This window comes from Streptomyces sp. NPDC034084, assembly GCF_055575535.1.
In genome coordinates this window covers 945,931-966,854 of record NZ_JBVISK010000002.1, presented here as the reverse complement: position 1 = coordinate 966,854, position 20,924 = coordinate 945,931, and the positions used below count along the sequence as shown (strand labels likewise).

22 protein-coding genes are annotated in these 20,924 nt (G+C 74.4%); 14 read left to right on the top strand and 8 right to left on the bottom strand.

Features of this window, described 5'->3' with window-relative positions:
* Nucleotides 1-96 precede the first annotated feature (96 nt).
* Nucleotides 97-1,143 carry an MBL fold metallo-hydrolase gene (locus ACZ51I_RS09835; protein WP_468873295.1) on the top strand — a complete coding sequence of 349 codons (1,047 nt, stop codon included), beginning with the start codon at nucleotides 97-99 and terminating at the stop codon, nucleotides 1,141-1,143.
* Between the two features lie 82 nt (nucleotides 1,144-1,225).
* Here ACZ51I_RS09835 and ACZ51I_RS09830 read toward each other — a convergent pair whose 3' ends face one another.
* Together ACZ51I_RS09830 and ACZ51I_RS09825 are read right to left on the bottom strand one after the other, a co-directional pair.
* Nucleotides 1,226-1,867 (bottom strand): DedA family protein, encoded by a 642-nt coding sequence (locus ACZ51I_RS09830; RefSeq protein ID WP_468873832.1) that lies wholly within the window; start codon nucleotides 1,865-1,867, stop codon nucleotides 1,226-1,228.
* Nucleotides 1,868-1,893: 26 nt separating this feature from the next.
* Nucleotides 1,894-2,673 carry an MBL fold metallo-hydrolase gene (locus ACZ51I_RS09825; protein ID WP_468873292.1) on the bottom strand — a complete coding sequence of 260 codons (780 nt, stop codon included), beginning with the start codon at nucleotides 2,671-2,673 and terminating at the stop codon, nucleotides 1,894-1,896.
* Nucleotides 2,674-2,781: 108 nt separating this feature from the next.
* On the opposite strand from ACZ51I_RS09825, the gene ACZ51I_RS09820 reads away from it, so the two are divergent.
* The 5 genes from ACZ51I_RS09820 (at nucleotide 2,782) to ACZ51I_RS09800 (ending at nucleotide 7,702) form a co-directional block, all read left to right on the top strand.
* Entirely contained in the window at nucleotides 2,782-3,186 is a 405-nt protein-coding gene (locus tag ACZ51I_RS09820) for a recombinase family protein (RefSeq protein WP_468873290.1), read from the top strand.
* 196 nt (nucleotides 3,187-3,382) lie between these two features.
* Nucleotides 3,383-5,542 (top strand): phage holin family protein, encoded by a 2,160-nt coding sequence (locus ACZ51I_RS09815; RefSeq protein WP_468873287.1) that lies wholly within the window; start codon nucleotides 3,383-3,385, stop codon nucleotides 5,540-5,542.
* A 66-nt stretch (nucleotides 5,543-5,608) separates the two neighbouring features.
* Nucleotides 5,609-7,000 carry an amino acid permease gene (locus ACZ51I_RS09810; protein WP_468873284.1) on the top strand — a complete coding sequence of 464 codons (1,392 nt, stop codon included), beginning with the start codon at nucleotides 5,609-5,611 and terminating at the stop codon, nucleotides 6,998-7,000.
* A gap of 66 nt (nucleotides 7,001-7,066) precedes the next feature.
* Nucleotides 7,067-7,450: a hypothetical protein gene (locus ACZ51I_RS09805; protein ID WP_468873281.1), complete on the top strand. Its 384-nt coding sequence runs from the start codon at nucleotides 7,067-7,069 to the stop codon at nucleotides 7,448-7,450.
* 60 nt (nucleotides 7,451-7,510) lie between these two features.
* Nucleotides 7,511-7,702 (top strand): hypothetical protein, encoded by a 192-nt coding sequence (locus tag ACZ51I_RS09800; RefSeq protein ID WP_468873278.1) that lies wholly within the window; start codon nucleotides 7,511-7,513, stop codon nucleotides 7,700-7,702.
* A 60-nt stretch (nucleotides 7,703-7,762) separates the two neighbouring features.
* On the opposite strand, the gene ACZ51I_RS09795 is transcribed toward ACZ51I_RS09800, so the two are convergent.
* A complete protein-coding gene (locus ACZ51I_RS09795; protein WP_468873275.1) occupies nucleotides 7,763-8,917 on the bottom strand; it encodes a low temperature requirement protein A in 1,155 nt (384 codons plus the stop codon).
* A 280-nt stretch (nucleotides 8,918-9,197) separates the two neighbouring features.
* Between ACZ51I_RS09795 and ACZ51I_RS09790 the strand changes: the two genes are divergently transcribed.
* Nucleotides 9,198-9,623, top strand: a complete 426-nt coding sequence (locus ACZ51I_RS09790) for a hypothetical protein (RefSeq protein WP_468873273.1) — start codon at nucleotides 9,198-9,200, stop codon at nucleotides 9,621-9,623.
* A gap of 3 nt (nucleotides 9,624-9,626) precedes the next feature.
* Here ACZ51I_RS09790 and ACZ51I_RS09785 read toward each other — a convergent pair whose 3' ends face one another.
* Complete coding sequence (locus tag ACZ51I_RS09785; RefSeq protein WP_468873271.1) at nucleotides 9,627-10,433, bottom strand: helix-turn-helix domain-containing protein; 807 nt, start codon at nucleotides 10,431-10,433, stop codon at nucleotides 9,627-9,629.
* A 100-nt stretch (nucleotides 10,434-10,533) separates the two neighbouring features.
* Here ACZ51I_RS09785 and ACZ51I_RS09780 point away from each other — a divergent pair, with 100 nt between their 5' ends.
* Nucleotides 10,534-10,839: a 4a-hydroxytetrahydrobiopterin dehydratase gene (locus ACZ51I_RS09780; RefSeq protein ID WP_468873268.1), complete on the top strand. Its 306-nt coding sequence runs from the start codon at nucleotides 10,534-10,536 to the stop codon at nucleotides 10,837-10,839.
* A gap of 20 nt (nucleotides 10,840-10,859) precedes the next feature.
* A complete protein-coding gene (locus ACZ51I_RS09775) occupies nucleotides 10,860-11,606 on the top strand; it encodes a class I SAM-dependent methyltransferase (RefSeq protein WP_468873265.1) in 747 nt (248 codons plus the stop codon).
* Between the two features lie 90 nt (nucleotides 11,607-11,696).
* On the opposite strand, the gene ACZ51I_RS09770 is transcribed toward ACZ51I_RS09775, so the two are convergent.
* Entirely contained in the window at nucleotides 11,697-12,548 is an 852-nt protein-coding gene (locus ACZ51I_RS09770; RefSeq protein WP_468873263.1) for a Rossmann-fold NAD(P)-binding domain-containing protein, read from the bottom strand.
* 105 nt (nucleotides 12,549-12,653) lie between these two features.
* Here ACZ51I_RS09770 and ACZ51I_RS09765 point away from each other — a divergent pair, with 105 nt between their 5' ends.
* Both ACZ51I_RS09765 and ACZ51I_RS09760 read left to right on the top strand, forming a co-directional pair.
* Nucleotides 12,654-13,586 (top strand): AraC family transcriptional regulator, encoded by a 933-nt coding sequence (locus tag ACZ51I_RS09765; RefSeq protein WP_468873260.1) that lies wholly within the window; start codon nucleotides 12,654-12,656, stop codon nucleotides 13,584-13,586.
* An 82-nt stretch (nucleotides 13,587-13,668) separates the two neighbouring features.
* Entirely contained in the window at nucleotides 13,669-14,583 is a 915-nt protein-coding gene (locus tag ACZ51I_RS09760) for a class I SAM-dependent methyltransferase (RefSeq protein WP_468873257.1), read from the top strand.
* Between the two features lie 99 nt (nucleotides 14,584-14,682).
* Here ACZ51I_RS09760 and ACZ51I_RS09755 read toward each other — a convergent pair whose 3' ends face one another.
* From ACZ51I_RS09755 to ACZ51I_RS09745, 3 genes are all read right to left on the bottom strand, one after another.
* Nucleotides 14,683-15,477: an aldo/keto reductase gene (locus ACZ51I_RS09755; RefSeq protein ID WP_468873830.1), complete on the bottom strand. Its 795-nt coding sequence runs from the start codon at nucleotides 15,475-15,477 to the stop codon at nucleotides 14,683-14,685.
* A 191-nt stretch (nucleotides 15,478-15,668) separates the two neighbouring features.
* Nucleotides 15,669-17,492 (bottom strand): AMP-dependent synthetase/ligase, encoded by a 1,824-nt coding sequence (locus ACZ51I_RS09750; protein ID WP_468873254.1) that lies wholly within the window; start codon nucleotides 17,490-17,492, stop codon nucleotides 15,669-15,671.
* A gap of 342 nt (nucleotides 17,493-17,834) precedes the next feature.
* Nucleotides 17,835-18,701 (bottom strand): LysR substrate-binding domain-containing protein, encoded by an 867-nt coding sequence (locus ACZ51I_RS09745; protein WP_468873252.1) that lies wholly within the window; start codon nucleotides 18,699-18,701, stop codon nucleotides 17,835-17,837.
* Between the two features lie 114 nt (nucleotides 18,702-18,815).
* Between ACZ51I_RS09745 and ACZ51I_RS09740 the strand changes: the two genes are divergently transcribed.
* The 3 genes from ACZ51I_RS09740 to ACZ51I_RS09730 all read left to right on the top strand — a co-directional run bounded on the left by ACZ51I_RS09740 (nucleotide 18,816) and on the right by ACZ51I_RS09730 (nucleotide 20,913).
* Nucleotides 18,816-19,898: a bile acid:sodium symporter family protein gene (locus ACZ51I_RS09740; protein WP_468873250.1), complete on the top strand. Its 1,083-nt coding sequence runs from the start codon at nucleotides 18,816-18,818 to the stop codon at nucleotides 19,896-19,898.
* 113 nt (nucleotides 19,899-20,011) lie between these two features.
* Entirely contained in the window at nucleotides 20,012-20,533 is a 522-nt protein-coding gene (locus ACZ51I_RS09735) for an isochorismatase family protein (protein ID WP_468873248.1), read from the top strand.
* Nucleotides 20,530-20,913, top strand: a complete 384-nt coding sequence (locus tag ACZ51I_RS09730) for a (2Fe-2S) ferredoxin domain-containing protein (protein ID WP_468873246.1) — start codon at nucleotides 20,530-20,532, stop codon at nucleotides 20,911-20,913. Before ACZ51I_RS09735 ends, ACZ51I_RS09730 begins: the two co-directional genes overlap by 4 nt.
* The last annotated feature ends 11 nt before the right edge of the window (nucleotides 20,914-20,924 follow it).

The window sequence follows — 20,924 nt, the reverse complement described above, 5'->3', positions numbered from 1 at the left end:
GGCGAGGGCCTCGGCGGCGGCCCCGGGCGCACCCCCTCGTCCCGTGACCGCCACCCCGCCACGAAGTGCCGAGCACGAGCGGAACGGAGCCAGCAGATGACCGAACGGACGGCACCCCCCGCCCGGGCCGTACAGACCCCCGCCCCGCCCCACCCGGCCCAGGGGACGGCCCCCGCGCCCGCCCTCCAGCCCGTCGGCCGACTGCGGCAGGACTGGCCCCGCACCTTCGTCGACCGGCTCACCGCACCCCTCCCCGGCGTCCGGGCCCTGGCGCGCTTCGCCCGCGAGGGAGCCGTACGCCCCCGCCCCGAGGGCCTCCGCGACATCCCCCTGCTCCCCTTCGAGCCCGGCCCCCTGCCACCCGCCGGACCCGACACCCTCGCCGTCACCTGGGCCGGCCACGCCAGCTGGATCCTGCGCGTCGGCGGACTCACCGTCCTCACCGACCCGGTCTGGTCCCGCCGCATCATCGGCACACCCGCCCGGATCACCCCCGTCGGGGTCCGCTGGGAGGACCTGCCGACCGTCGACGCCGTCGTCATCAGCCACAACCACTTCGACCACCTCGACGCCCCCACCCTCAAGCGGCTGCCACGGCACACCCCGGTCTTCGTCCCGGCCGGACTCGGCCGCTGGTTCACCCGCCGCCGGTTCAGCCGCGTGACCGAGCTCGACTGGTGGGAGGCCGCCGAACTCGACGGCGTCCGCTTCGACTTCGTCCCCGCGCACCACTGGTCCAAGCGCACCCTCCTGGACACCTGCCGCTCCCTGTGGGGCGGCTGGGTGCTCACCGACCGGGCCGGCCGCCGGATCCACTTCGCCGGAGACACCGGATACGGCCACTGGTTCGCCGAGATCGGCCGCCGCTACCCCGGCATCGACCTGGCGCTGCTCCCGATCGGCGCGTACGACCCGCGCTGGTGGCTCAGCGACGTCCACACCGACCCGGAGGAGGCGGTCCGCGCCCACCAGGACCTCGGCGCGCGACGGATGGCGCCCATGCACTGGGCCACGTTCGTGCTCTCCTCCGAGCCGGTCCTCGAACCCCTCACCCGGGTCAGGGCCGCCTGGGAGAAGGCCGGACTGCCCCGCGAGGACCTGTGGGACATGCCGGTCGGCGCCTCACGGGTGCTCGTGCCCTGAGCGCCGCCCGCGCCTCACGGATCCAAGCCCCCGGGCACCGCCCGCGCCTCACGGATCCGAGCCCCCCGGCACCGCCCGCGCCTCACGTCTGCTCGTGCCCCGGCCGGGCCCCGTCGGGCGCGCCCCGGAGCCGCCGCCACAGCGCCGGGGCCGCGCCGATCAAGACCGTCAGGCCGACCGCCGCGACCACGCCCTGCCAGGGCTCCGGGAAGAGGGAACCGCCCAGGATCCCGATCAGCTGGTACGTCGCCGCCCACGCCAGGCACGCCGCGACGTCCCCCCGGACGAAGCGCCGCAGCGGCATCTCCGCGAGCAGGCACGCCAGCATCACCGGGATCCGCCCCGCCGGCACGAGCCGGGACAGCACGAGCACCGACACCTGGTGCGTGTCGAGCCGCTCCTGGGCGTGCGCGAGCCGGTCAGGCGTCACCCGGGACCGCAGGGCGGCCAGCCACCGCGAGCCGTTGCGGGAACGGGTCCCGCGCTGTCCGAGCCAGTAGAGCGCCGCGTCGCCGAGACAGGCGGCGAAGGCGGCCACCAGGAAAACGAAGAGCAGCGAGAACGGCGAGGACTGGTGGAAGGCGACCACCGCCGCCGAGCTGACGATCGCGCCCGTCGGCACGACCGGCACCAGCGCGCCGAGCGCCACCAGCAGGAACAGCGAGGGATAGCCGACCGCCTGCTGCGTGGACTCCGGCGGCAGCACGCGCACCGCCGTCACCATCCCGGCGACATGGGCGGCACCGGCGATCACCGAGCGACCTCCGGCCGGACCCGGCCGCCGTGGCCGAGGAGGTGGACCGTCACCTTCGGCGCGAGCCGGGCCGCGTGACGGACGAACTCGTCGCCCGGCGCGTGGAACTCGTGCGGCCGGACCCCGTCGAGCCCGATCGGCCAGTACGTGCCGTAGTGCACCGGCACCGCCGCCGCCGGCGACAGCGCGGCGAGCGCCTCGGCCGCCCGCCCCGCGTCGAGGTGACCGTGCCCGAGGCAGGGCCCCCAGCCGCCGACCGGCAGCAGGGCCACGTCCACCGGGCCCACCGCGTCCGCCATGCCGTCGAACAGGCCGGTGTCTCCGGCGAAGTACGTCCGTGCCTCGCCCTCGACGACGTACCCGAGCGCCGGGGCCCGGTGCGGTCCGACCGGCAGCCGCCGCCCGTCGTGGAGCGCGGGGACGACCCGTACCGTCACGCCCTCCACCGTCACCTCGTCACCCGGCTCCACCTCGGTCAGCCGCAGCCCGCCCCGGCCGAGCCTGCGCAGTCCCGGTACGGCGGCGGGCGCGCCGCGCGGCACGAGGGCCCGCGTCCCCGGCGCCAGCCGGGCGAGCGAGGGGAGGTGGAGGTGGTCGGCGTGCAGGTGCGAGACGAGGACGGCCTCGGCGCGGGCGGCCTCGGGCGGCGGCACGGCGCCGCGCCGCCTGCGCAGATGGGCGAGACGCCGGGCGAACAGCGGGTCGGTGAGGAAGCGGACCCCGGAGTCCTCGACCGTGCAGGTCGCGTGCCCCCACCAGGTGACCTCCACCGTCATGCCGCCCTTCCGCTCCCGGTCGTCCGTGCTCGTTCCGTAACGAGGGTAAATGTCCGGAGCGGGCTCCGGAGGATGTTCGGCCGTGCCGATCCCCAGTAGGGTCGGTCCATGGACGACGTTCGGGTGGCGGCGATCGCCAGCCTCACCCCGCTCGAAGAGCTGGACAGCGACCCCTTCCTTGTCGACACGCGCAGTCAGCACGCGCTGTGCGCCCGCTGGGCCGACGACAAGGGGTATGTGCTCGCCCGTCAGCTGTTCTGCCACGGAATCCGCCCGGACCACGCCGAGCTCTGGGCCGACGTGGAGGCCGGGAAGGTCGACCTCTTCGTGGCCCCGAACGAACGGGTCCTCGCCCGCGCGTTGACCTCCGTGCTCGGCTTCCGCGCCGAGTGTGAGCGGCGCGGGGTGCGGGTGGAGACCGTCGGACTTGACGAACCCCCGTACGACACGGCGGCCAAAGCCGGGGTGCACCGGCGGCTCTCGATGCCCACGGCCGGGTACGACGGCTCCTGAGCCCCGTCGTCTCCGAGGACCCCGAAGCCCATTGCACAGGACCTCAGAAGGCCTCCGAAGCCGTTGCACAGGACCTCAGAAGGCCCCCGAAGCCGTTGCCCAGGAGCCGAGAAGGCCCCCGAAGCCCGTCCCTCCCGCCCGATCGCGGCCGTTGTGCCACGCTTGGGGCAGGAAACAGGCGAAAGGTGTAGCGGGCGTGGGTGACGGGCGATGGGGTGGCGCCGACCGCTGGCGGTCCGCGGGCCGGACACTGGCGCGGGTGCTCGTGGTCTGGGCGGTCTCCACCCTCACCCTGCTCCTCCTCGCCGGACTGCTCCCCGACTTCCAGCTCCAGTCAGCCGACGGCGACACCCTCACCAGGACGGCCCTCACCGCCGCCTGGGCGGCGGGCGCGTTCGGTCTCCTCGGCGCGCTCGTGTGGCCGCTGATCGTACGGGCGCTGCTGCTCGTCCCCGCGCTCGTCCTCGGCCTGCTCGTCTTCTTCCTCAACGGCTCACTGCTGCTCGTCGCGCTCTGGCTGATCCCCGACGGGCGGGGCGCCGCCGAACCCGAGACCGCGGTCGTGGTCGCCGCCGTGATGTCCGCCGTCGCCTCCGCCACCTCCACGGCCCTCGCCGTCCGCGACGACGACGCCTACCGGAGCCGGCTCTACCGCCTCACCGGCCGCACCCGCCCCCGCGACCCGGGCGCCACGGCGGAAGCCGTGCCGGGCACGGTCTTCCTCCAGCTCGACGGCGTCGGCCACCACGTGCTGCGCGGCGCCGTCGCCGACGGTCTCATGCCCACCGTCGCGGGCTGGCTGGACGCCGGTCACCGCCTCACCCCCTGGCGCACCGACTGGTCCAGCCAGACCGGCGCCAGCCAGCTCGGCATCCTGCACGGCTCCAACGAGGACGTGCCGGCCTTCCGCTGGTACGAGAAGGACACCGGCCGGCTCATGGTGTCCAACCGCCCGGCGAGCGCGGTCGAGCTCCAGCGCCGGGCGGTGCACCGCACCGGCGACGGCGGCCTCCTCACCGTCGACGGCGCCTCCCGGGGCAACCTCTTCAGCGGCGGCGCCGACCAGCTCGCCCTCGTCCTGTCGATGGCCGCCCGGCGCGGCCGCCGCAACCGCTCCCGGGCCGGCTACTTCGCCTACTTCTCCGACCCCGCCAACGCCGTCCGCACCGCCGGATCGCTCGTCGCCGAGTGCGCCCGGGAGGTGTACCAGTCGACGCGGGCGCGGCTGCGCCGGGAGGCCCCCAGGGTCACGCGCGGCGGCACGTACCCCTTCGTCCGCGCCTTCGCGACGGTCGTCGAGCGGGACGTCGTGGTCTCCGCCGTGATGGGGGACATGCTGGCCGGGCGGACCGCCGTCTACGCCGACCTCGTCGCGTACGACGAGGTGGCGCACCACTCGGGACCGCACGGCCCCGACACGGACCAGGTCCTGGCCCGTCTCGACCGCGCGATCGCGCTCATCGCCACCGTCGCCGAGCACGCCCCGCGTCCGTACCGGATCGTGCTGCTCTCCGACCACGGGCAGAGCCCCGGGGAGACGTTCGAGTCGGCGTACGGGCTGACGCTCAAGGACCTCGTACGGGCCGGGTGCGGGCTGCCGGTGCCGCGCCGCGTGCGGCGCACGCGAAGCGGTTCGGAGGCGCGAGACGCGGCCAGGGACGCGCTGCGCAGCGCGCTGCACCGGCCGGTGGACGAGAGCGGGGAGACGGCGCGGGAGCTGCCCGCCCGGCCCTCCGAGCCGGTGGTGCTCGCCTCGGGGAACCTGGGGCTCGTGTCCTTCCCCGACGTGCCGCACCGGATGACCCGGGAGGAGATCGACCGGCGCCATCCCGCCCTCCTGCGGACCCTCGCGCACCACCCGGGCGTCGGGTTCGTGCTCGTGGCGAGCGCCGAGCACGGCTCGGTGGTGCTCGCCCGCGACGGGGTGGAGGTGCCGGTCGCCGAGCTCGCGGACGACGGGCCGCTCGCGGTCTTCGGGCCGGGCGCGGCGCGGGCGGTGCGGCGCACGGACGGCTTTCCGCACGTCGCCGACATCATGGTCAACTCCATGTACGACCCGGCGAGGGGAACCGTGCACGCCTTCGAGGAGCAGATCGGCTCCCACGGCGGTCTCGGAGGCGAGCAGTCGCACGCCTTCCTCCTGTCGCCGCCGGACCTCTCGCCGCCGGTCGGCCCGGGGGAGGAGCTGGTCGGGGCGGAGCAGGTGCACCGGGTGCTGCGGCGCTGGCTGCGCGAGTCCTCGGGGCCACAGGTGCCGCTCGGGCCGCTGGGCCGACAGAAGATTTCCCGGTCCACGGACCCATCGGAATCACTTCTTCCGGTTGACGGCCCTCTCGCGCAGGACAAAAAACGCTGATTTGGACGCCTGTTCGCCGTTACCGGACGATGTTCCGGATTTGCACGACGGAAGGCGCACCACCCCATGAGCACGGCCACCACCACTCCCCAGCGGGACGCGGCCCGGCAGGAGGGCACCCAGCACGCCCGCCGCTTCGGCCTCCCGATCGCGACCGCCCTGGTCATGGGCAACATCATCGGGGGCGGGATCTTCCTGCTGCCCGCCTCCGTCGCCCCTTACGGCACCCTCAGCCTCGTCGCCTTCGGCGTCCTCACCCTCGGCGCGATCGCCCTCGCCCTCGTCTTCGGCCGCCTCGCCCACCGCCTGCCGCAGACCGGCGGACCCTACGTCTACGCCCGCGCCGCCTTCGGCGACTTCGCCGGCTTCCTCGCCGCCTGGTCGTATTGGATCACCGCCTGGGTCTCCAACGCCGCGCTCGCCGTCGCCGCCGTCGGCTACCTCGACGTCCTCGTGCCCGTCCACGAGTCCACGCTCGCCACGATCGCCGCCGCCCTGCTCTTCCAGTGGCTTCCCGCGCTCGCGAACCTGGCCGGCACCCGCTACGTCGGCGCGGTGCAGATCGTCGCGACCGTGCTCAAGTTCGTCCCGCTGATCCTGGTCGCCGTCGGCGGCCTCTTCTTCTTCGACAGCGCCAACCTCGGGCCGTTCCACCCCGGCGAGGGCAGCGCGCTCGGCGCGGTCTCCGCCTCCGCCGCGATCCTGCTCTTCAGCTACCTCGGCGTCGAGTCCGCCGCCGTCAGCGCCGGCGAGGTCCGCGACCCCCGCCGCAACGTCGGCCGCGCCACCGTCCTGGGCACCCTCGGCGCCGCCGCCGTCTACCTGCTCGGCACCCTCGCCGTCTTCGGCACCGTCGCCCACGACAAGCTGGTCACCTCCACCGCGCCCTTCTCCGACGCCGTGAACGCCATGTTCGGCGGCACCTGGGGCGGCACGGCCGTCGCCTGCATGGCCATGGTCTCCATGCTCGGCGCCCTCAACGGCTGGACCCTGCTGAGCGCCCAGGCCCCCTACGCGGCCGCCCGCGACGGACTCTTCCCGAAGGTCTTCACCGTCAAGCGGCGCGGTGTGCCGACGGTGGGCGTCCTCGTCACCGTCGTCCTCGCCTCGCTCCTGACGGTCTACAACTACACGGCCGGCACGAAGGGCGTCTTCGAGATCCTCGTCCTCGTCACCACCTTCACCGCCACCGTCCCCTACCTGCTGTCCGCGGCGGCCCAGATCTACTTCCTGCTGTCCGGGCAGGCCGAGAAGGTCTCCCGCGCCCGGCTCGTCCGCGACGGCGTCCTCGCCCTCGCCGCCTTCGGCTTCTCCCTCTGGCTGGTCGCCGGCGCCGGCTACGCCGCCGTCTACCAGGGCGTGCTGTTCCTCTTCGCCGGCGTGCTCGTGTACGCGTGGAGGGCGGCCCGCAAGCAGCGCGCTGCCGCCCAGGGAGTGAATCCGGGGGCCCACGCGTAGGCCGCCCGGGCGGAACTCGGGCCGGGGGCGCCGCGCCGCTCGCACCGTGGGGCAGTACGGATCTCCGTGAGCTCCGCGCACCAGACGCCCGCCGCGCCCGCCACCCCGGCGGGCCGCCGGGCGCGCCCGGACCGGCGCCGGCACCGGTGGATCGCGCTGCTCCTCGTCCTCGCCGCCCTGTTCGGCACCGGGGCCGCCGCCGCGCTCCCCGTCGCCGAGACGCGCGGCGCTGCCGCCGCCCCGGCCTCCGACCCGGGCGGCGAGACCCACGACCCGGCCGGCACCGACGCCGGACTGCCCGGCAGGGCCCGACGTCACGGCACGCGGCTCCGGCCCGTCAGGACCGGGGCCCGGCCCCACGGCCCCCGGGGCCACCGCAGGACGCCGGCCCCCGTCCCCGTACCCGCCCCGCGCGGCGACGCGCTCCGGTGCGTGGTGATGCGCTGCTGAGAGGCCCTCGCCTCCCCGCAGACCACCCGACATCACCCCCGCACCACGAGGAGTTCCGCCATGCCCGTCGACCCGTACGCCGTCCTCCAGGCCCTGCTGCGCGCCGAGGCCTCCCGCGCCCTGCGCGGCGAGCGCCCCGCCCCCGAACCCGGAGCCCCGGCCCCCGCCCGGACGCCCGCGCCGCCCGCCCGGACGCCCGAGCCGCCCGTGCACCGGGAGGACCGCGTCCGCCGGGAGGGTCCGCTCAGCTGAACGCCCGCGCCGGCCTCCCGGGGCACGCCTCCGGGAGGCCGGCGCGCCGACGGGCCGGCGTCAGGCCGCCTCCACGTGCGTGAGCCGCCGCGCGCCGCGCCGCGTGTGCAGCCCCACGAGAACCGCCGCCGTCCCGGCGAGAACCGTGAGGGCCACCAGTGCCGGGACGAGACCGACCAGCGGGCCCGCCGCCAGACAGCACACCCCGCCCACGGCCAGCGCGGTCGGCCGCCGGCCCGAGGTGCGCAGCACGATCGCGGCGGCGCCGAGCAGATAGACGCCGACCCCGCCGGCCAGGGACCAGGCCACGACACCGTGCAGCGGCTCGGCGAGACCGTAGTGCCCGGTGTCGGCGACCTGCTGGAGGACCTTCTTCATCCCGAGCGCGCACAGCACGACCCCCGCGACCAGGGGCAGGTGCAGGAACGTGTAGACGTCCCGCGCGAAGCGGGTGCGGTCGTCGCCGTCGAGCCCCGCGAGACGGTGCTCGGCGGACTCGCCGAGCTGCCGGAAGTACAGCCACCACAGCGCGGCCGAGAGCAGCAGCCCGGCGGCCGAGGCCCCGAGCACCGCGTACGAGAGCGGGAAACCGGAGACACCGACGCCCATGGCCACGATGGACTCGCCCAGGGCGATGATCACGATCAGACCGTGCCGCTCGGCGAAGTGCCCGGGGGAGTTGACCCGCCAGCCGGAGGACCCGGTGACGTAGATCCCGCCGTAGTCGACGACCACCGCGCCCAGCCACCACAGGAGTTGGACCCGGCCGTCGTACCCGCAGCCGATGAGCAGCAGCACCAGCGGCGGCAGCACGGACGCCATGGCCGTACGCCGCAGGGTGGCCCGCAGCGCGGCGTCCCCCGGGCTCGAGATCCAGTACGAGGCAAGGTGCAGGACGCGCACCGCGCCGTAACAGAGCACGAACACCAGCGGCGCCGAGAGCCCGCCCGGCGCGTCCGCGAAGACCTCGGGCACGGCGAGGGACACGATGAGGACGACGGCCATGACGGTGACGAGGACGCCGAACAGGGCGCCGGAATCGGCCCGTACGACATTGCCCAGCCAGGCGAAGGCGCACCAGCACCACCACAGCAGCGCGAGGACGACCATGGCGCCCACCACCCGCACCGGCGAAGGCGCGGCCGCCATCAGGGCGGTGACCTGCGTGATCGCGTACACGAACACCAGGTCGAAGAAGAGCTCCGCGGGCGTCACCGTGTGATCGTCCCGAGTGGCCACCATCCGGGCCCGTTCACCGCTCCACGCCATGTCTGTCCTCCCCCTCCCGGAGACCGGTTCCGGCCGCCCGGCGCGAAGACTACTCATCCCGGAGGAGCGGCGGCACGGATGTCCGCGACCCCGCATTACCTCGGGCGTAATCGACCCCCTCCGCCCGGCCCGCCATGCTCGGGGACACCGGAACCCGGGCGGCGCACTCCTCCCGGGCTCCGGGCCCACCACCAGCACGGACGTCCCCCTTGGAGGGTGATCCACCATGTCCCAGGCCCTGCACCGGTCTTCAAGGACCACCACCCGCACCACCCGGCCCCAGTCCGCGGTCCGCCGCTTCCTCGCCCTCGACGCCGTCGTCACCGGAGCCAACGGGATCGCCTACCTCGCCGCCTCCGGCCCCCTCGGAGAACTCCTCGGCGTCGAGGCGGGGCTCCTTCTCGAACTCGGCGGCTTCCTCACCGCCTTCGCCGCCGGCGTGGCCTGGCTCGCGAGCCGCCCGCAGCCCCCGGCGCTCGCGGTGAAGCTCGTCGTCGACGCCAACGTGCTCTGGGCCGTCCTCAGCGTCGTCGCCCTCGTCGCCTGGCTGGAGCCGACCACCGCCGGCCTGCTGTGGACCCCGGTGCAGGCGGCCACCGTCGCCGGCTTCGCCGGGCTCCAGTGGGCGGCGCTCAGGGCGGCCGGTCGCTGAGTGTCAGCCCCTCAGGGACCGGAGGTACGCGACCGTCTCCGGGTCGGCCGGGAGGAACGTCTCGATGGCCAGCTCGGCGACGGTCACGTCCATCGGCGTGTTGAACGTCGAGATCGACGACACGAACGACAGCACCCGCCCCTCGTGCTCGATCCGCAGCGGCAGCGCGAAGTACGGGTACGGCTCCGCGTCCGGCCGGTCCTCGGGATCGACCTGCTCCGGCAGCGGATAGCCCGCCACCTCCTCGTACAGCTCCCGCAGCGTCTCCGAACGGGCCAGCGCGATCTGACGGTCCATCTGGGCCAGGAGGTGGCCCCGCCACTCCCGGAGGTTCCGGATCCGGGGCGCCAGGCCCTCCGGGTGCAGCGTCAGCCGCATCGCGTTCATCGGCGGGGTCATCAGATGCTCCGGGAGCCCGCCGAGCAGCAGCTCGATCCCCCGGTTCGCCGCCACCACCGTGTACGTGCCGTCCACCACGAGCGCCGGATACGGCTCGTACCCGTCCAGCAGCTGCTGGATGCCCCAGCGCAGCGTCTCCAGGCGCGGCGCGTCCAGCGGCGACTCCGTGTACCGCGGCGCGTAACCGGCCGCGAGCAGCAGCGCGTTCCGCTCCCGCACCGGCACCTCCAGGTGCTCCGCGAGCTTGAGGACCATCTCCTCGCTCGGCCGGGAGCGGCCCGTCTCCACGAACGAGATGTGGCGCGCCGAGGAGTCCGCGCGCAGTGCCAGCTCCAGCTGGCTCAGCCGCCGCTGCTCACGCCAGCCGCGCAGCAGGGCCCCCACTCCCGTGTCGCTCACCACAGTTGTCATGGCCAGACGGTATCCCAGAGGGGGACCCCGGGTAGTTCTCCCCAGGGGCCCCTGTCCGTCACCCCGTCACCCGCACCACCCGACCGGAGGGAGCACCGCCGTGCCCACACAGCCGCTGTCGCAGAAGGAGATCGAGGACCGCCTGAGGGAGCTTCCCGGCTGGTCCGTCGACGCCGACCGGCTCACCCGGACCTACCGCCTCGGTGACCACTTCGCGGCCACCGCGCTCGTCGTCCACGTCGCTCAGATCCAGCAGGAGCTCGACCACCACTCCGACCTCACCCTCGGCTACAACACGGTCGCCGTCGCCGTGAGCACCCACTCCGCCGGCGGTGCCGTCACCGAGAAGGACTTCGAACTCGCCGAGCGCGTCGAAGGGATCGCCCCCGGCCACGGCGCGAACTGACACCCTCTAGGATCGCGGGCATGCCGGAGACCGTGCTCGACTACGAGACTGAGGCGGCGCACTACGACCGGACCCGCGGCGGCGTGCCCAGGGCCGAGGCCGCCGCGGAGGCCGTCCTCCGCCTCGTCCCGCCCGGCGCCCGCACCCTGCTCGACCTCGCCTGCGGCACCGGCCTCGTCACCGAGCGCCTCACCCGGCCCGGTCTGCGCGTCCACGGGGCCGACGCCGCGCACGCCATGGTGCGGGTCGCCGCCCGCCGGGTCCCCGGCCGCGCCGTACGCGCCGACGCCCGGCGGCTGCCCCTGCCCGACGCCTCCCTGGACGCCGTCGCCGCCGTCTGGCTGCTGCACCTCGTCCCCTTCGCGACGGACATCGTCGCCGAGGCGGCCCGGGTGCTGCGCCCCGGCGGCGTCCTCGTCGCCACCGTCGACAAGGACGCCGCCCACGACGTCGGCAGCGACATCGACGCGCTCCTCCGCCCGTACCGCTCGGTCAGAGCGGCCTCCGACCGCGCCGACCTGATCACCGCGTCCGCAGCCGCCTACGGCCTGGACCCCGCCCCCGGCACCCGCTTCACCGGGCACGGCCAGGGCAGCACGCCACGCGACACCGTCCGGAAGCTGCGCGCCGGCTACTTCGCCTCCTGGTACGCGGGGGACCCGGCGGCCACGGAGAAGCTCGCCGCCGCCCTGACCGCCCTCCCGGAGCAGGACCGCCCCCGAGCCGACCCCCGTTACCGGCTCGCGAGCTTCGTCAGACGCGGCTGAAGTCCCTCACCCGGTTCCTCGCCCCCGAGGAGCTCCGCGACCACGTCGCCGCGACCTACGGACCCTGGCCGCGCGGTAGGCCTGAACCGCTCAGGGCCGACGACCGGCCCACACCTCCGCCGCGAAGTCGCCGAAGGAGCGCGGCTCACGGCCCAGGACCCGCTTCACGCCGTCCGTCGCCGAGGCGTTGTGCCCGTCGAGGAGCGTCGCGAACAGCGCCGCGAGCCACTCCGCCTCGGGGACCGGGAGTCCGAACCCGGCGAGCAGTCCGGCGTACTCGGCCTCGGACACCGGCTGATAGACCACCGGGCGGCCCGAGGCGCGGGAGATCTCCGCCGCCACCTCCGCGAAGCCGACCGGGCGCGGGCCCGTCACCTCGTGCACCCGCCCCACGTGTCCGTCCGCCGTCAGCGTCTCCACGACGACGTCCGCCAGGTCGTCCGCGTCGATGAACGGCTCGGCCGTGTCACCGGCGGGGAAGACCAGGACGCCCTCGGCGACTCCCTCCGCGAGCAGTCCCTCGGAGAGGTTCTGCGCGAAGAACGAGGCCCGTACGACGGTCGGTTCGGACCCGGAAGCGGCCGCCCGCAGGGCCTCCTCCGCGAGCACCGCCGCCGGCTCTCCGCGCCCGGAGAGGAGGGTGAGCCGCCGGACGCCGTTCTCCACGGCCAGCCGGCCGAAGGTCTCCATCGCCTCGACCGCCCCTGGGGCGGCCAGGTCCGGGTAGTAGGCCACGTACGCGGCGTCCGCGCCCCGCAGTGCGGGCGCCCAGGTCTCAGGGGCCTCCCAGTCGAAGACGGTCGCCCCGGTCCGGGAGCCGGCGCGGACCGTCGCGCCGCGCGCGGTCAGCCGCTCGGCCACCCGCCGCCCGGTCTTGCCGGTGGCGCTGGTCACCAGGACCGTCATGTTCTCCGTGCCGCTCGTGTTCGTGTTCGTCGTCATGGCTCAAGACTCCCGTCCGGAGCGCCGCCCGCCCATGCTCCGCCGTCTCGCCCGCCTACGCATCCGTCTCAGGAACCAGCCGCCGACGCCTTACCCTTGCCCACCATGGACGCACTCGCCGGACTGCTCGACGGGCCACGCGCCAAGGGCGCCTTCCTGCTCCGCATGATCATGGAGCCGCCGTGGTCCGTGCGCATCGAGGACGAGGCCCCGATCTGCCTCATGTGCGTCACCGAGGGCGAGGCCTGGATCGTCCCCGACCGCGGCGAACCCGTCCTGCTCCGCCCGGGGGACATAGCCATCGCCCGCGGCCCCGAGCCGTACACCGTCGCCCACGCCCCCGACGCCCCGCCCCGCGCCAGGATCGGCCCGGACGGCGGCTGCACGACCCTCTCGGGGGAGCCGCTCGCCCAGTCCATGCGCCTCGGCGTGCGCACCTGGGGCAACGCCCCGGACGGCAGCACCACGGTCCTCGTCGGCACCTACCTGATGGACGGCGAGGTCGGCCGCAGGCTCCTCGACGCCCTGCCGGGCCTGGCGCACCTGCCCGCCGACGTGTGGAACTGCCCCCTCATGCCCTTCCTCGACGAGGAGATCTCCCGCGACGAACCCGGCCAGAGCGTCGTCCTCGACCGGGTCCTCGACCTGCTGCTCATCGCCGCCGTCCGGGCCTGGTTCTCCCGGCCGGGCGCCGAGGCCCCCGCCTGGTACCGCGCGATGGGCGACCCGGTCGTGGGCCGGGCGCTCCGGCTGCTCCAGAACGACCCCGCCCACCCGTGGACCGTCGCCTCGCTCGCCGTGAAGTCGGGCGTGTCACGGGCCGCGCTCGCCCGGCGGTTCAGCGAACTCGTGGGGGAGCCGCCGATGGCGTACCTCACCGGCTGGCGGCTCGCGCTCGCCGCCGACCTGCTCCGCGAGACGGACGCCACCGTCGAATCCATCGCCCGGCAGGTCGGCTACAGCGGCGCGTTCGCCCTGAGCGCCGCCTTCAAGCGCGTCCGGGGCATCAGCCCGCAGGAACACCGGGGGCGCGGCTGAGCGGCCCCGCACGGACCCGGGACATGTTGCCGGACCGGCAACATTTCTCGCGCTCCCGACCGTTCCGTCGCACTCTGGGGCCATGAGCCAGCATCACGCGTCCGCGCCCCACCCCGGCCACCAGCAGGGCCACGGTCACGGGCACCACGACAGCACCCACCCCGACTGGAACGCGATCGCGCCGCTCCTGGAACGACAGGCCGAGCTCGCGAGCCCCGCCTACGCGGAGGCCGCCGCCTGGCTGGGGACCCTCGCGCCGGTGCAGGGCGTCCGCCGGGTCCTCGACGTCGGCAGCGGCCCCGGTGTGGTGACCAGCCTGCTCGCCGAGGCGTTCCCGGCCGCCGAGACGGTCGCCGTCGACGGCGCCCCCGAACTCCTCGCACGGGCGCAGGCCCGCGCCGAGGCCCGAGGTCTCGGCGCGCGGGTCTCCACCCGCCACGCCCAACTCCCCGAGTCGATCGGCACCCTGGGACCGGCCGACCTCATCTGGGCGGGCAACTCCCTGCACCACATCGGCGACCAGGGCGCCGCGCTCGCGGAGTTCGCCGCCCTCCTGAACCCCGGCGGCCTGATGGTCCTCGTCGAGGGCGGCCTGCCCACCCGTCACCTGCCCCGGCACATCGGCATGGGACGCCCCGGACTGGAGGCCCGTCTCGACGCCGTCCACGCCGACTGGTTCGGCGAGATGCGCGCCGGACTCCCGGGCTCCAAGGACGAGCCGGACGACTGGCGGGCGCTGCTCGCCGGCGCCGGTCTCACCCCGGCCGGCACCCGCACCTTCCTCACCGACGTCCCCGCGCCCGTCTCCCCGGCCGTCCGGGAGCTGGCCCTCGCCCACTACGGGCGCCTCCGGGACGGCATCGGCGCCGGCCTGGACGCGACCGACAAGGAGACCCTCGACCGGCTCCTCGACCCGGCCGAGGAGCTGTCCCTGCACCACCGCACGGACCTGTTCCACCTCACGGCCCGCACGGTCCACACCGCCCGCAAGGGCTGATCCCGCACCGCTCTTCGCGTACGCGGAAGGCGCGGCGAGTTCGCACACGCGGAAGGCGCGGTGAGACCGCCGCGCCTTCCGTCGTACGCCCTCGTCCCGTCAGGCGCCGGCGTTGAACTCCGCCGGGTCCGGACCCAGACGGCGGCTCTCGTCTAGGGCGGCGATCGCCGCCAGGTCCTCGGCGTCCAGCTCGAAGCCGAAGACGTCGATGTTCTCGCGGATGCGCGAGGGGGTGACCGACTTCGGGATCACCACGTTCCCCAGCTGGAGGTGCCAGCGCAGCACCACCTGCGCCGGCGTCCGCCCGTGCTTGCGGCCGATCGCGACGATCGCCGGGACCTCCAGGAGACCCTTGCCCTGACCGAGCGGCGACCACGCCTCGGTCGCGATGCCGTGCGTGGCGTGCACCTCGCGCGACTTCTGCTGGGCCAGCTGCGGGTGCAGCTCGATCTGGTTGACGGCGGGCACGACCGAGGTCTCGCCGATCAGCCGCTCCAGGTGCTCCGGGAGGAAGTTCGAGACGCCGATCGCCTTGGCGCGCCCGTCCGCGAGGATCTTCTCGAACGCCCGGTACGTGTCGACGTACGCGTCCTTCGCCGGCACCGGCCAGTGGATCAGGTACAGGTCGACGTAGTCGAGCCCCAGCCTGTCGAGGGAGGCGTCGAAGGCGCTGAGCGTCGAGTCGTAGCCCTGCTCGCTGTTCCAGAGCTTCGTGGTGACGAACAGCTCCTCGCGGGCGATCCCCGAGTCGGCGAGGGCACGGCCGGTGCCCCGCTCGTTCTCGTAGATGGCGGCGGTGTCGATCGAGCGGTACCCGGCCTCCAGGGCCGTCGTCACGGCGGCCGTCGCCTCGTCGTCCGGCACCTGCCAGACGCCGAAGCCCAGCTGCGGCATGGGCACACCGTTGTTCAGGGTGATCGAGGGAACGTTGCTGTCCTTGCTCACGTGGGGTGGATCCTTACGTCGTCGCGGTCGTACGAGTCGTACCGAGGTACTCCCAGCGTCAACGATCACAGACCGGCCCGCATTCCGTCAGCCGCACAGCGCCGGAGGTTTCGTCGGCCGTAACAGCGCCGCGAGGCCCGTCAGCCGTACAGCGCCGCGACCTCCGCCGCGTACGCCCGCTCGATCGCCTTCCGCTTCAGCTTCAGCGAGGGGGTGAGCAGCCCGTGCTCCTCGCTGAAGGGATGCGCCAGGATCCGGAAGGTCCGGATGGACTCCGCCTGCGAGACCAGCGTGTTCGCCGCCACCACCCCCCGCCGGATCTCCGTCTCCAGCGCCGGATCGCGCACCAGCTCGGCCGGGGAGAGCGGCGCCCGCCCCTGCACCGCGAGCCAGTGCTCCACCGCCTCCTGATCGACCGTCACGAGAGCGGCGATGTACGGCCGGTCGTTGCCGACCACGATGCACTGGGCGATCAGCGGATGCGCCCGCACCCGCTCCTCGAGGGCGGTGGGCGAGACGCTCTTGCCGCCCGAGGTCACCAGGATCTCCTTCTTCCGCCCGGTGATCGTCAGATAGCCGTCCGCGTCGAGGGCGCCGATGTCCCCGGTGGCCAGCCAGCCGTCGTTGAGGACGGCCGCCGTGGCCTCGGGGGCGTTCAGATAGCCGGAGAAGATCTGGCCGCCGTGCAGCCACACCTCGCCGTCCTCCGCGATGTGGACCGTCGTCCCCGGGACCGGCTGGCCCACGGTGCCGTACTTGGTCCGTCCGGGCGGGTTCGCCGTGGCGGCGGCCGAGGACTCGGTCAGGCCGTACCCCTCGAAGACCTCGATCCCCGCGCCCGCGAAGAACAGCCCCTGCCGGCGGTCCATGGCCGAACCGCCCGACATCGCGTGCCGCACTCGTCCGCCCAGGACCGCGCGCACCTTCCCGTACACCGTCTTCTCGAAGAACTGGTGCTGGACGCGCAGCGCCGCCGACGGCCCCGGACCCGTCCCGAAGGCCTTCTGCTCCAGCGCCTCCGCGTACGCGACCGCCACCTCCACGGCCTTGTCGAAGGGGCCCGCCTTCCCCTCGCGCTCCGCCTTGCGGCGGGCCGCGTCGAAGACCTTCTCGAAGACGTACGGCACGGCCAGGACGAACGTCGGCCGGAACGCGACCAGATCCGGGAGGAGTTCCGCAGCCGCCATCACCGGCTGGTGCCCCAGCTTCACCCCGCCCCGGACCGCCGCCACCTCCACCATCCGCCCGAAGACGTGCGCGAGCGGCAGGAACAGCAGCGTCGACGCCTGCTCGTCGGGCCGCGAGCGGAACACCGGCTCCCAGCGGCCCATCACCATGTCCGTCTCGAACATGAGGTTGGAGTGGGTGATCACACAGCCCTTGGGGCGGCCGGTCGTCCCCGAGGTGTAGATGACCGTCGCGACCGTCTCCGGGGTCACCGCCCGCCTGTGCCGGTGCACGATCTCCTCGTCGATCCCCGCGCCCGCCGCCGTCAGCTCACCCACCGCGTCCGCGTCCAGCTGCCAGAGCCGCTGGAGCCGGGGCAGCCGGTCGACGACCGAGCCGATCGTCATCGCGTGGTCCTCGTGCTCCACGACACAGGCCGTGACCTCGGCGTCGTGCAGCATCCAGAAGACCTGGTCGGCGGAGGACGTCGGATAGACGGGCACGGACTGCGCGCCCAGCGCCCACAACGCGAAGTCGAAGAGCGTCCACTCGTACCGGGTCCGGGCCATGATCGCGACCCGGTCGCCGAACCGCACACCTTCGGCGATCAGCCCCTTCGCGAGGCCCACGACCTCGTCCCGGAACCGCGCGGCGGTCACGTCGTGCCACGCCCCGTCGGGGCCCTTCCGGCCGAAGGCGATCCGGCCGGGATCGGCGAGGGCGTGCTCGAACACGGCGTCCGCCAGACCGCCGACCTGAGGCGCCGCCTCGACGGGCGGCACGGTGAACTCGCGCACTGACCTGCTCCTCGACGGCTCGGTGGCTGGAAAAGCCCGTTGTCGCGCTCCGTACGGCGCGGGTGACGGTACCCCACCCGACCGGCCGGGGGGAGGTCCTTCACCAAGCCGGGACATTTCGCGTTCTCACAGGTCAGGGCCGGTGAGGCGACCAAGTGGGGGACGGCGCAGGTCGGTTACTGACCGGACGGTACGGCCTCCGGGAGCGAATCTCCACCGAATCTGTACCGGCCGCTCACGCCCCGGACCCCGCCAGGCCGTCGTGGCGCCTTCTCGCTGTCCTGCCGGGCGTGGCCGCCGGGGTCGCGTGCGCGGGGGCCGGTGCGGCCGGGCGCCGCCCGGTCAGCTCGGCCGGTGCAGGCGGTCGCCGCCCGCGAGGATCGCCTCCGCGAGGGCGTCCGCCGCCTCCTGGGTCTCCCCGCCCCGGCGCCCCTTGCGCAGCACGAACCCCACGTCGCCGAGGTCCGGCAGCCCCGCGCGGGCCGGCACCGGCACGAGCCCCGGCGGCACCAGACCCCGCGTGTGCGCCATCACGCCGAGCCCCGCACGGGCCGCCGCCACGTTCGCGCTCAGACTGGAACTCGTGCACGCGATCCGCCACGCCCTGCCCTGCGCCTCCAGCGCCTCCAGGGCACGCGCCCGTGTGATCCCCGGCGGCGGGTACAGGATCAGCGGCACCGGACGGTCCGGATCGATCCGCAGCCCCGGCGCCCCGATCCAGACGAGCGTGTCCTCCCAGACGAGCCGGCCCTCGCTCTCCGCCCCGCGCCGCTTGGCCAGGATCAGATCCAGCCGCCCGGCCGCGAGCCGGGCCTGGAGCGTCCCGGACAGTTCGACCGTCAGCTCCAGGTCGACCTCGGGGTGCTCGCGCCGGAAGGACTCCAGGATCTCCGGCAGGCGGGTCGTCACGAAGTCCTCCGAGGCCCCGAACCGCAGCCGCCCCCGCAACCTGGTCCCGCCGAAGAAGGCCGCCGCCCGCTCGTGCGCCTGGAGGATCGTGCGCGCGAAACCGAGCATGGCCTCGCCGTCCTCCGTCAGTTCCACGCGGTGCGTGTCCCGGGCGAACAGCGGGCGGCCCGTCGCCTCCTCCAGGCGTCGCACATGCTGGCTGACGGTCGACTGGCGCACCCCGAGGCGGTCCGCGGCCCGGGTGAAACTCAGCGTCTGGGCCACCGCGAGGAAGGTGCGCAGCTGGGTGGGCTCGTACACACCCCGAGGCTATCGCGAACCGTGATGACAGTCAGAGTGCTGTACGGGATTCCCGATCACCGGGCCGTGGAGCAGGATGGACGGGCGCGATCCCCTGCAGGAGCCCTGGAGCCCATGACCCCCCGTACGCCCGGCCGTCCCGGCCGCCGCCCCCTCAGCCCGCCGCCCTGGCTGCCCGTCGACGGCTACGTCCTCGCGCTGCTCGGCACGGTCGCCTTCGCCGCGCTGCTCCCGGCCTCGGGGACCGCCGCGAGCGTCACGGAAGGCGCGTCGACCGGGGCCGTCGCCCTCCTCTTCTTCCTCTACGGGGCCCGGCTCTCCACCCGCGAGGCCCTCGACGGGCTCAGGCACTGGCGGCTCCACCTCACGGTCCTCGGCTCCACCTTCCTGCTCTTCCCCCTCCTCGGCCTCGCCGCGCGCGGCCTCGTGCCCGGCGTCCTCACCCCCCAGCTCTACGACGGCTTCCTCTTCCTCTGTCTGGTGCCGTCCACCATCCAGTCCTCCATCGCGTTCACCTCGATCGCCCGGGGGAACGTGCCCGCCGCGATCTGTGCCGGCTCGTTCTCCTCGCTCGCCGGGATCGTCCTGACCCCGCTGCTCGCGGCGCTGCTCCTCGGCAACAGCGCGGGCGGCCTGTCCGCCGACGCGCTCCTGAGGATCGTGCTCCAGCTCCTGGTGCCGTTCTTGGCCGGGCAGTTCCTGCGCCGCTGGGTGGGAGGCTTCCTCGTCCGGCACAAGAAGGTCCTCGGCCGTGTCGACCGGGGCTCGATCCTCCTCGTCGTCCACACCGCTTTCAGCCAGGGCATGGTCGCCGGCATCTGGCACCTGGTGACCCCCGCGCGGCTCGGTCTGCTGCTCGCCGCCGAGGCCGTGCTCCTCGCCCTCATGCTGTCCCTGACCTGGTACGGGGCCGGGCGCCTCGGCTTCGGCCGGGCGGACCGGATCGCGATCCAGTTCGCCGGTTCCAAGAAGAGCCTGGCGGCCGGGCTGCCGATGGCGAGCGTCCTCTTCGGTCCGCAGGCCTCCCTTCCCGTGCTCCCGCTGATGCTCTTCCACCAGATGCAGCTGATGGTCTGCGCGGTCCTCGCGAAGCGCCGTTCGAGGGACGCCGAGGCGGCCGGGGAATCCGGGACCGGTGCCGTGGCCGGCGCCCCCGGAGCCGCACGCGCCCCCGAGGTACCGGCGACCGGCACCTGACCCGTACGCCCATGACCCCGGGTCCGTGCGGCCGACCCCGTACGGACCCGGGGTCGGCCGGATCACACCCATGGCCCACTCCTGGTGATCATCCGGGCCGCTACGGTGCTCCCATGCCCGCACTCGATCCCGGCAGCACCGCGCTCGTCCTCGTCGACCTGATGGAACGCATCGTCGCGCTGCCCCTCGCCCCCCGCCCCGGCACCGACGTCCTCGCCGCCTCCGCCCGGCTCGCCGACACCTTCCGGGCCGCCGGCGCACCCGTCGTGCACCTCCGCGTCGAGCGGCCGAACGTCGACGCCCAGCCGCCCGGCAGCGACCTCGTCCCCGACCTCGTGCGGGACGGCGACAGCGTCGTCGTCAAGCGCACCATCGGCGGCTTCCAGGGCACCGGACTCCACGAGCTGCTCGCCGGACGCGGCGCCACCACCCTCGTCCTCGGCGGCATCGCCACCAACCTCGGCGTCGAGTCCACCGCCCGCGCCGCCTGCGACCTGGGCTACGAGCTCGTCTTCGCCGAGGACGCCATGGCCGCGCTCACCGCCGACGAGCACCGCGCCTCCGTCGACCTCGACTTCCCGCGCCTCGGCACGGTCGCCGCCGTCTCCGCGATCACCCTGGACGGCCCCGCGTGACCCCGGTCCCGATACGGTACGGGGCCCGCCCCTGCTCCCTGGTCGTCTGCCGCGGCTGCTGCTGCGGCGACGCCGGCAAGAACCCCGGCATGGACCACACCGGTCAGCTCACCCGCCTGCGCGAGGCCGCCGCGGCCTCCGGCGGCCGGCTCCTCGTCCGTACCAGTGACTGCCTCGGACCCTGCGCGCAGGCCAACGTGCTCGTGGTCCAGCCGTCCACCGAGGGGCGGCGCAGGGGAGGCCGGGCCGCCTGGATCGGCTGGAGCGCCGACGAGGACTGCCTCGACGAGGTCCTCGCCTGGACGGCGGCCGGCGGCCCCGGCGTCGCGCCGGCCCCGGCCACCCTCGAACTCCAGATGATCGACCCGCCCAGGAACTGAGCCCCGGCCCC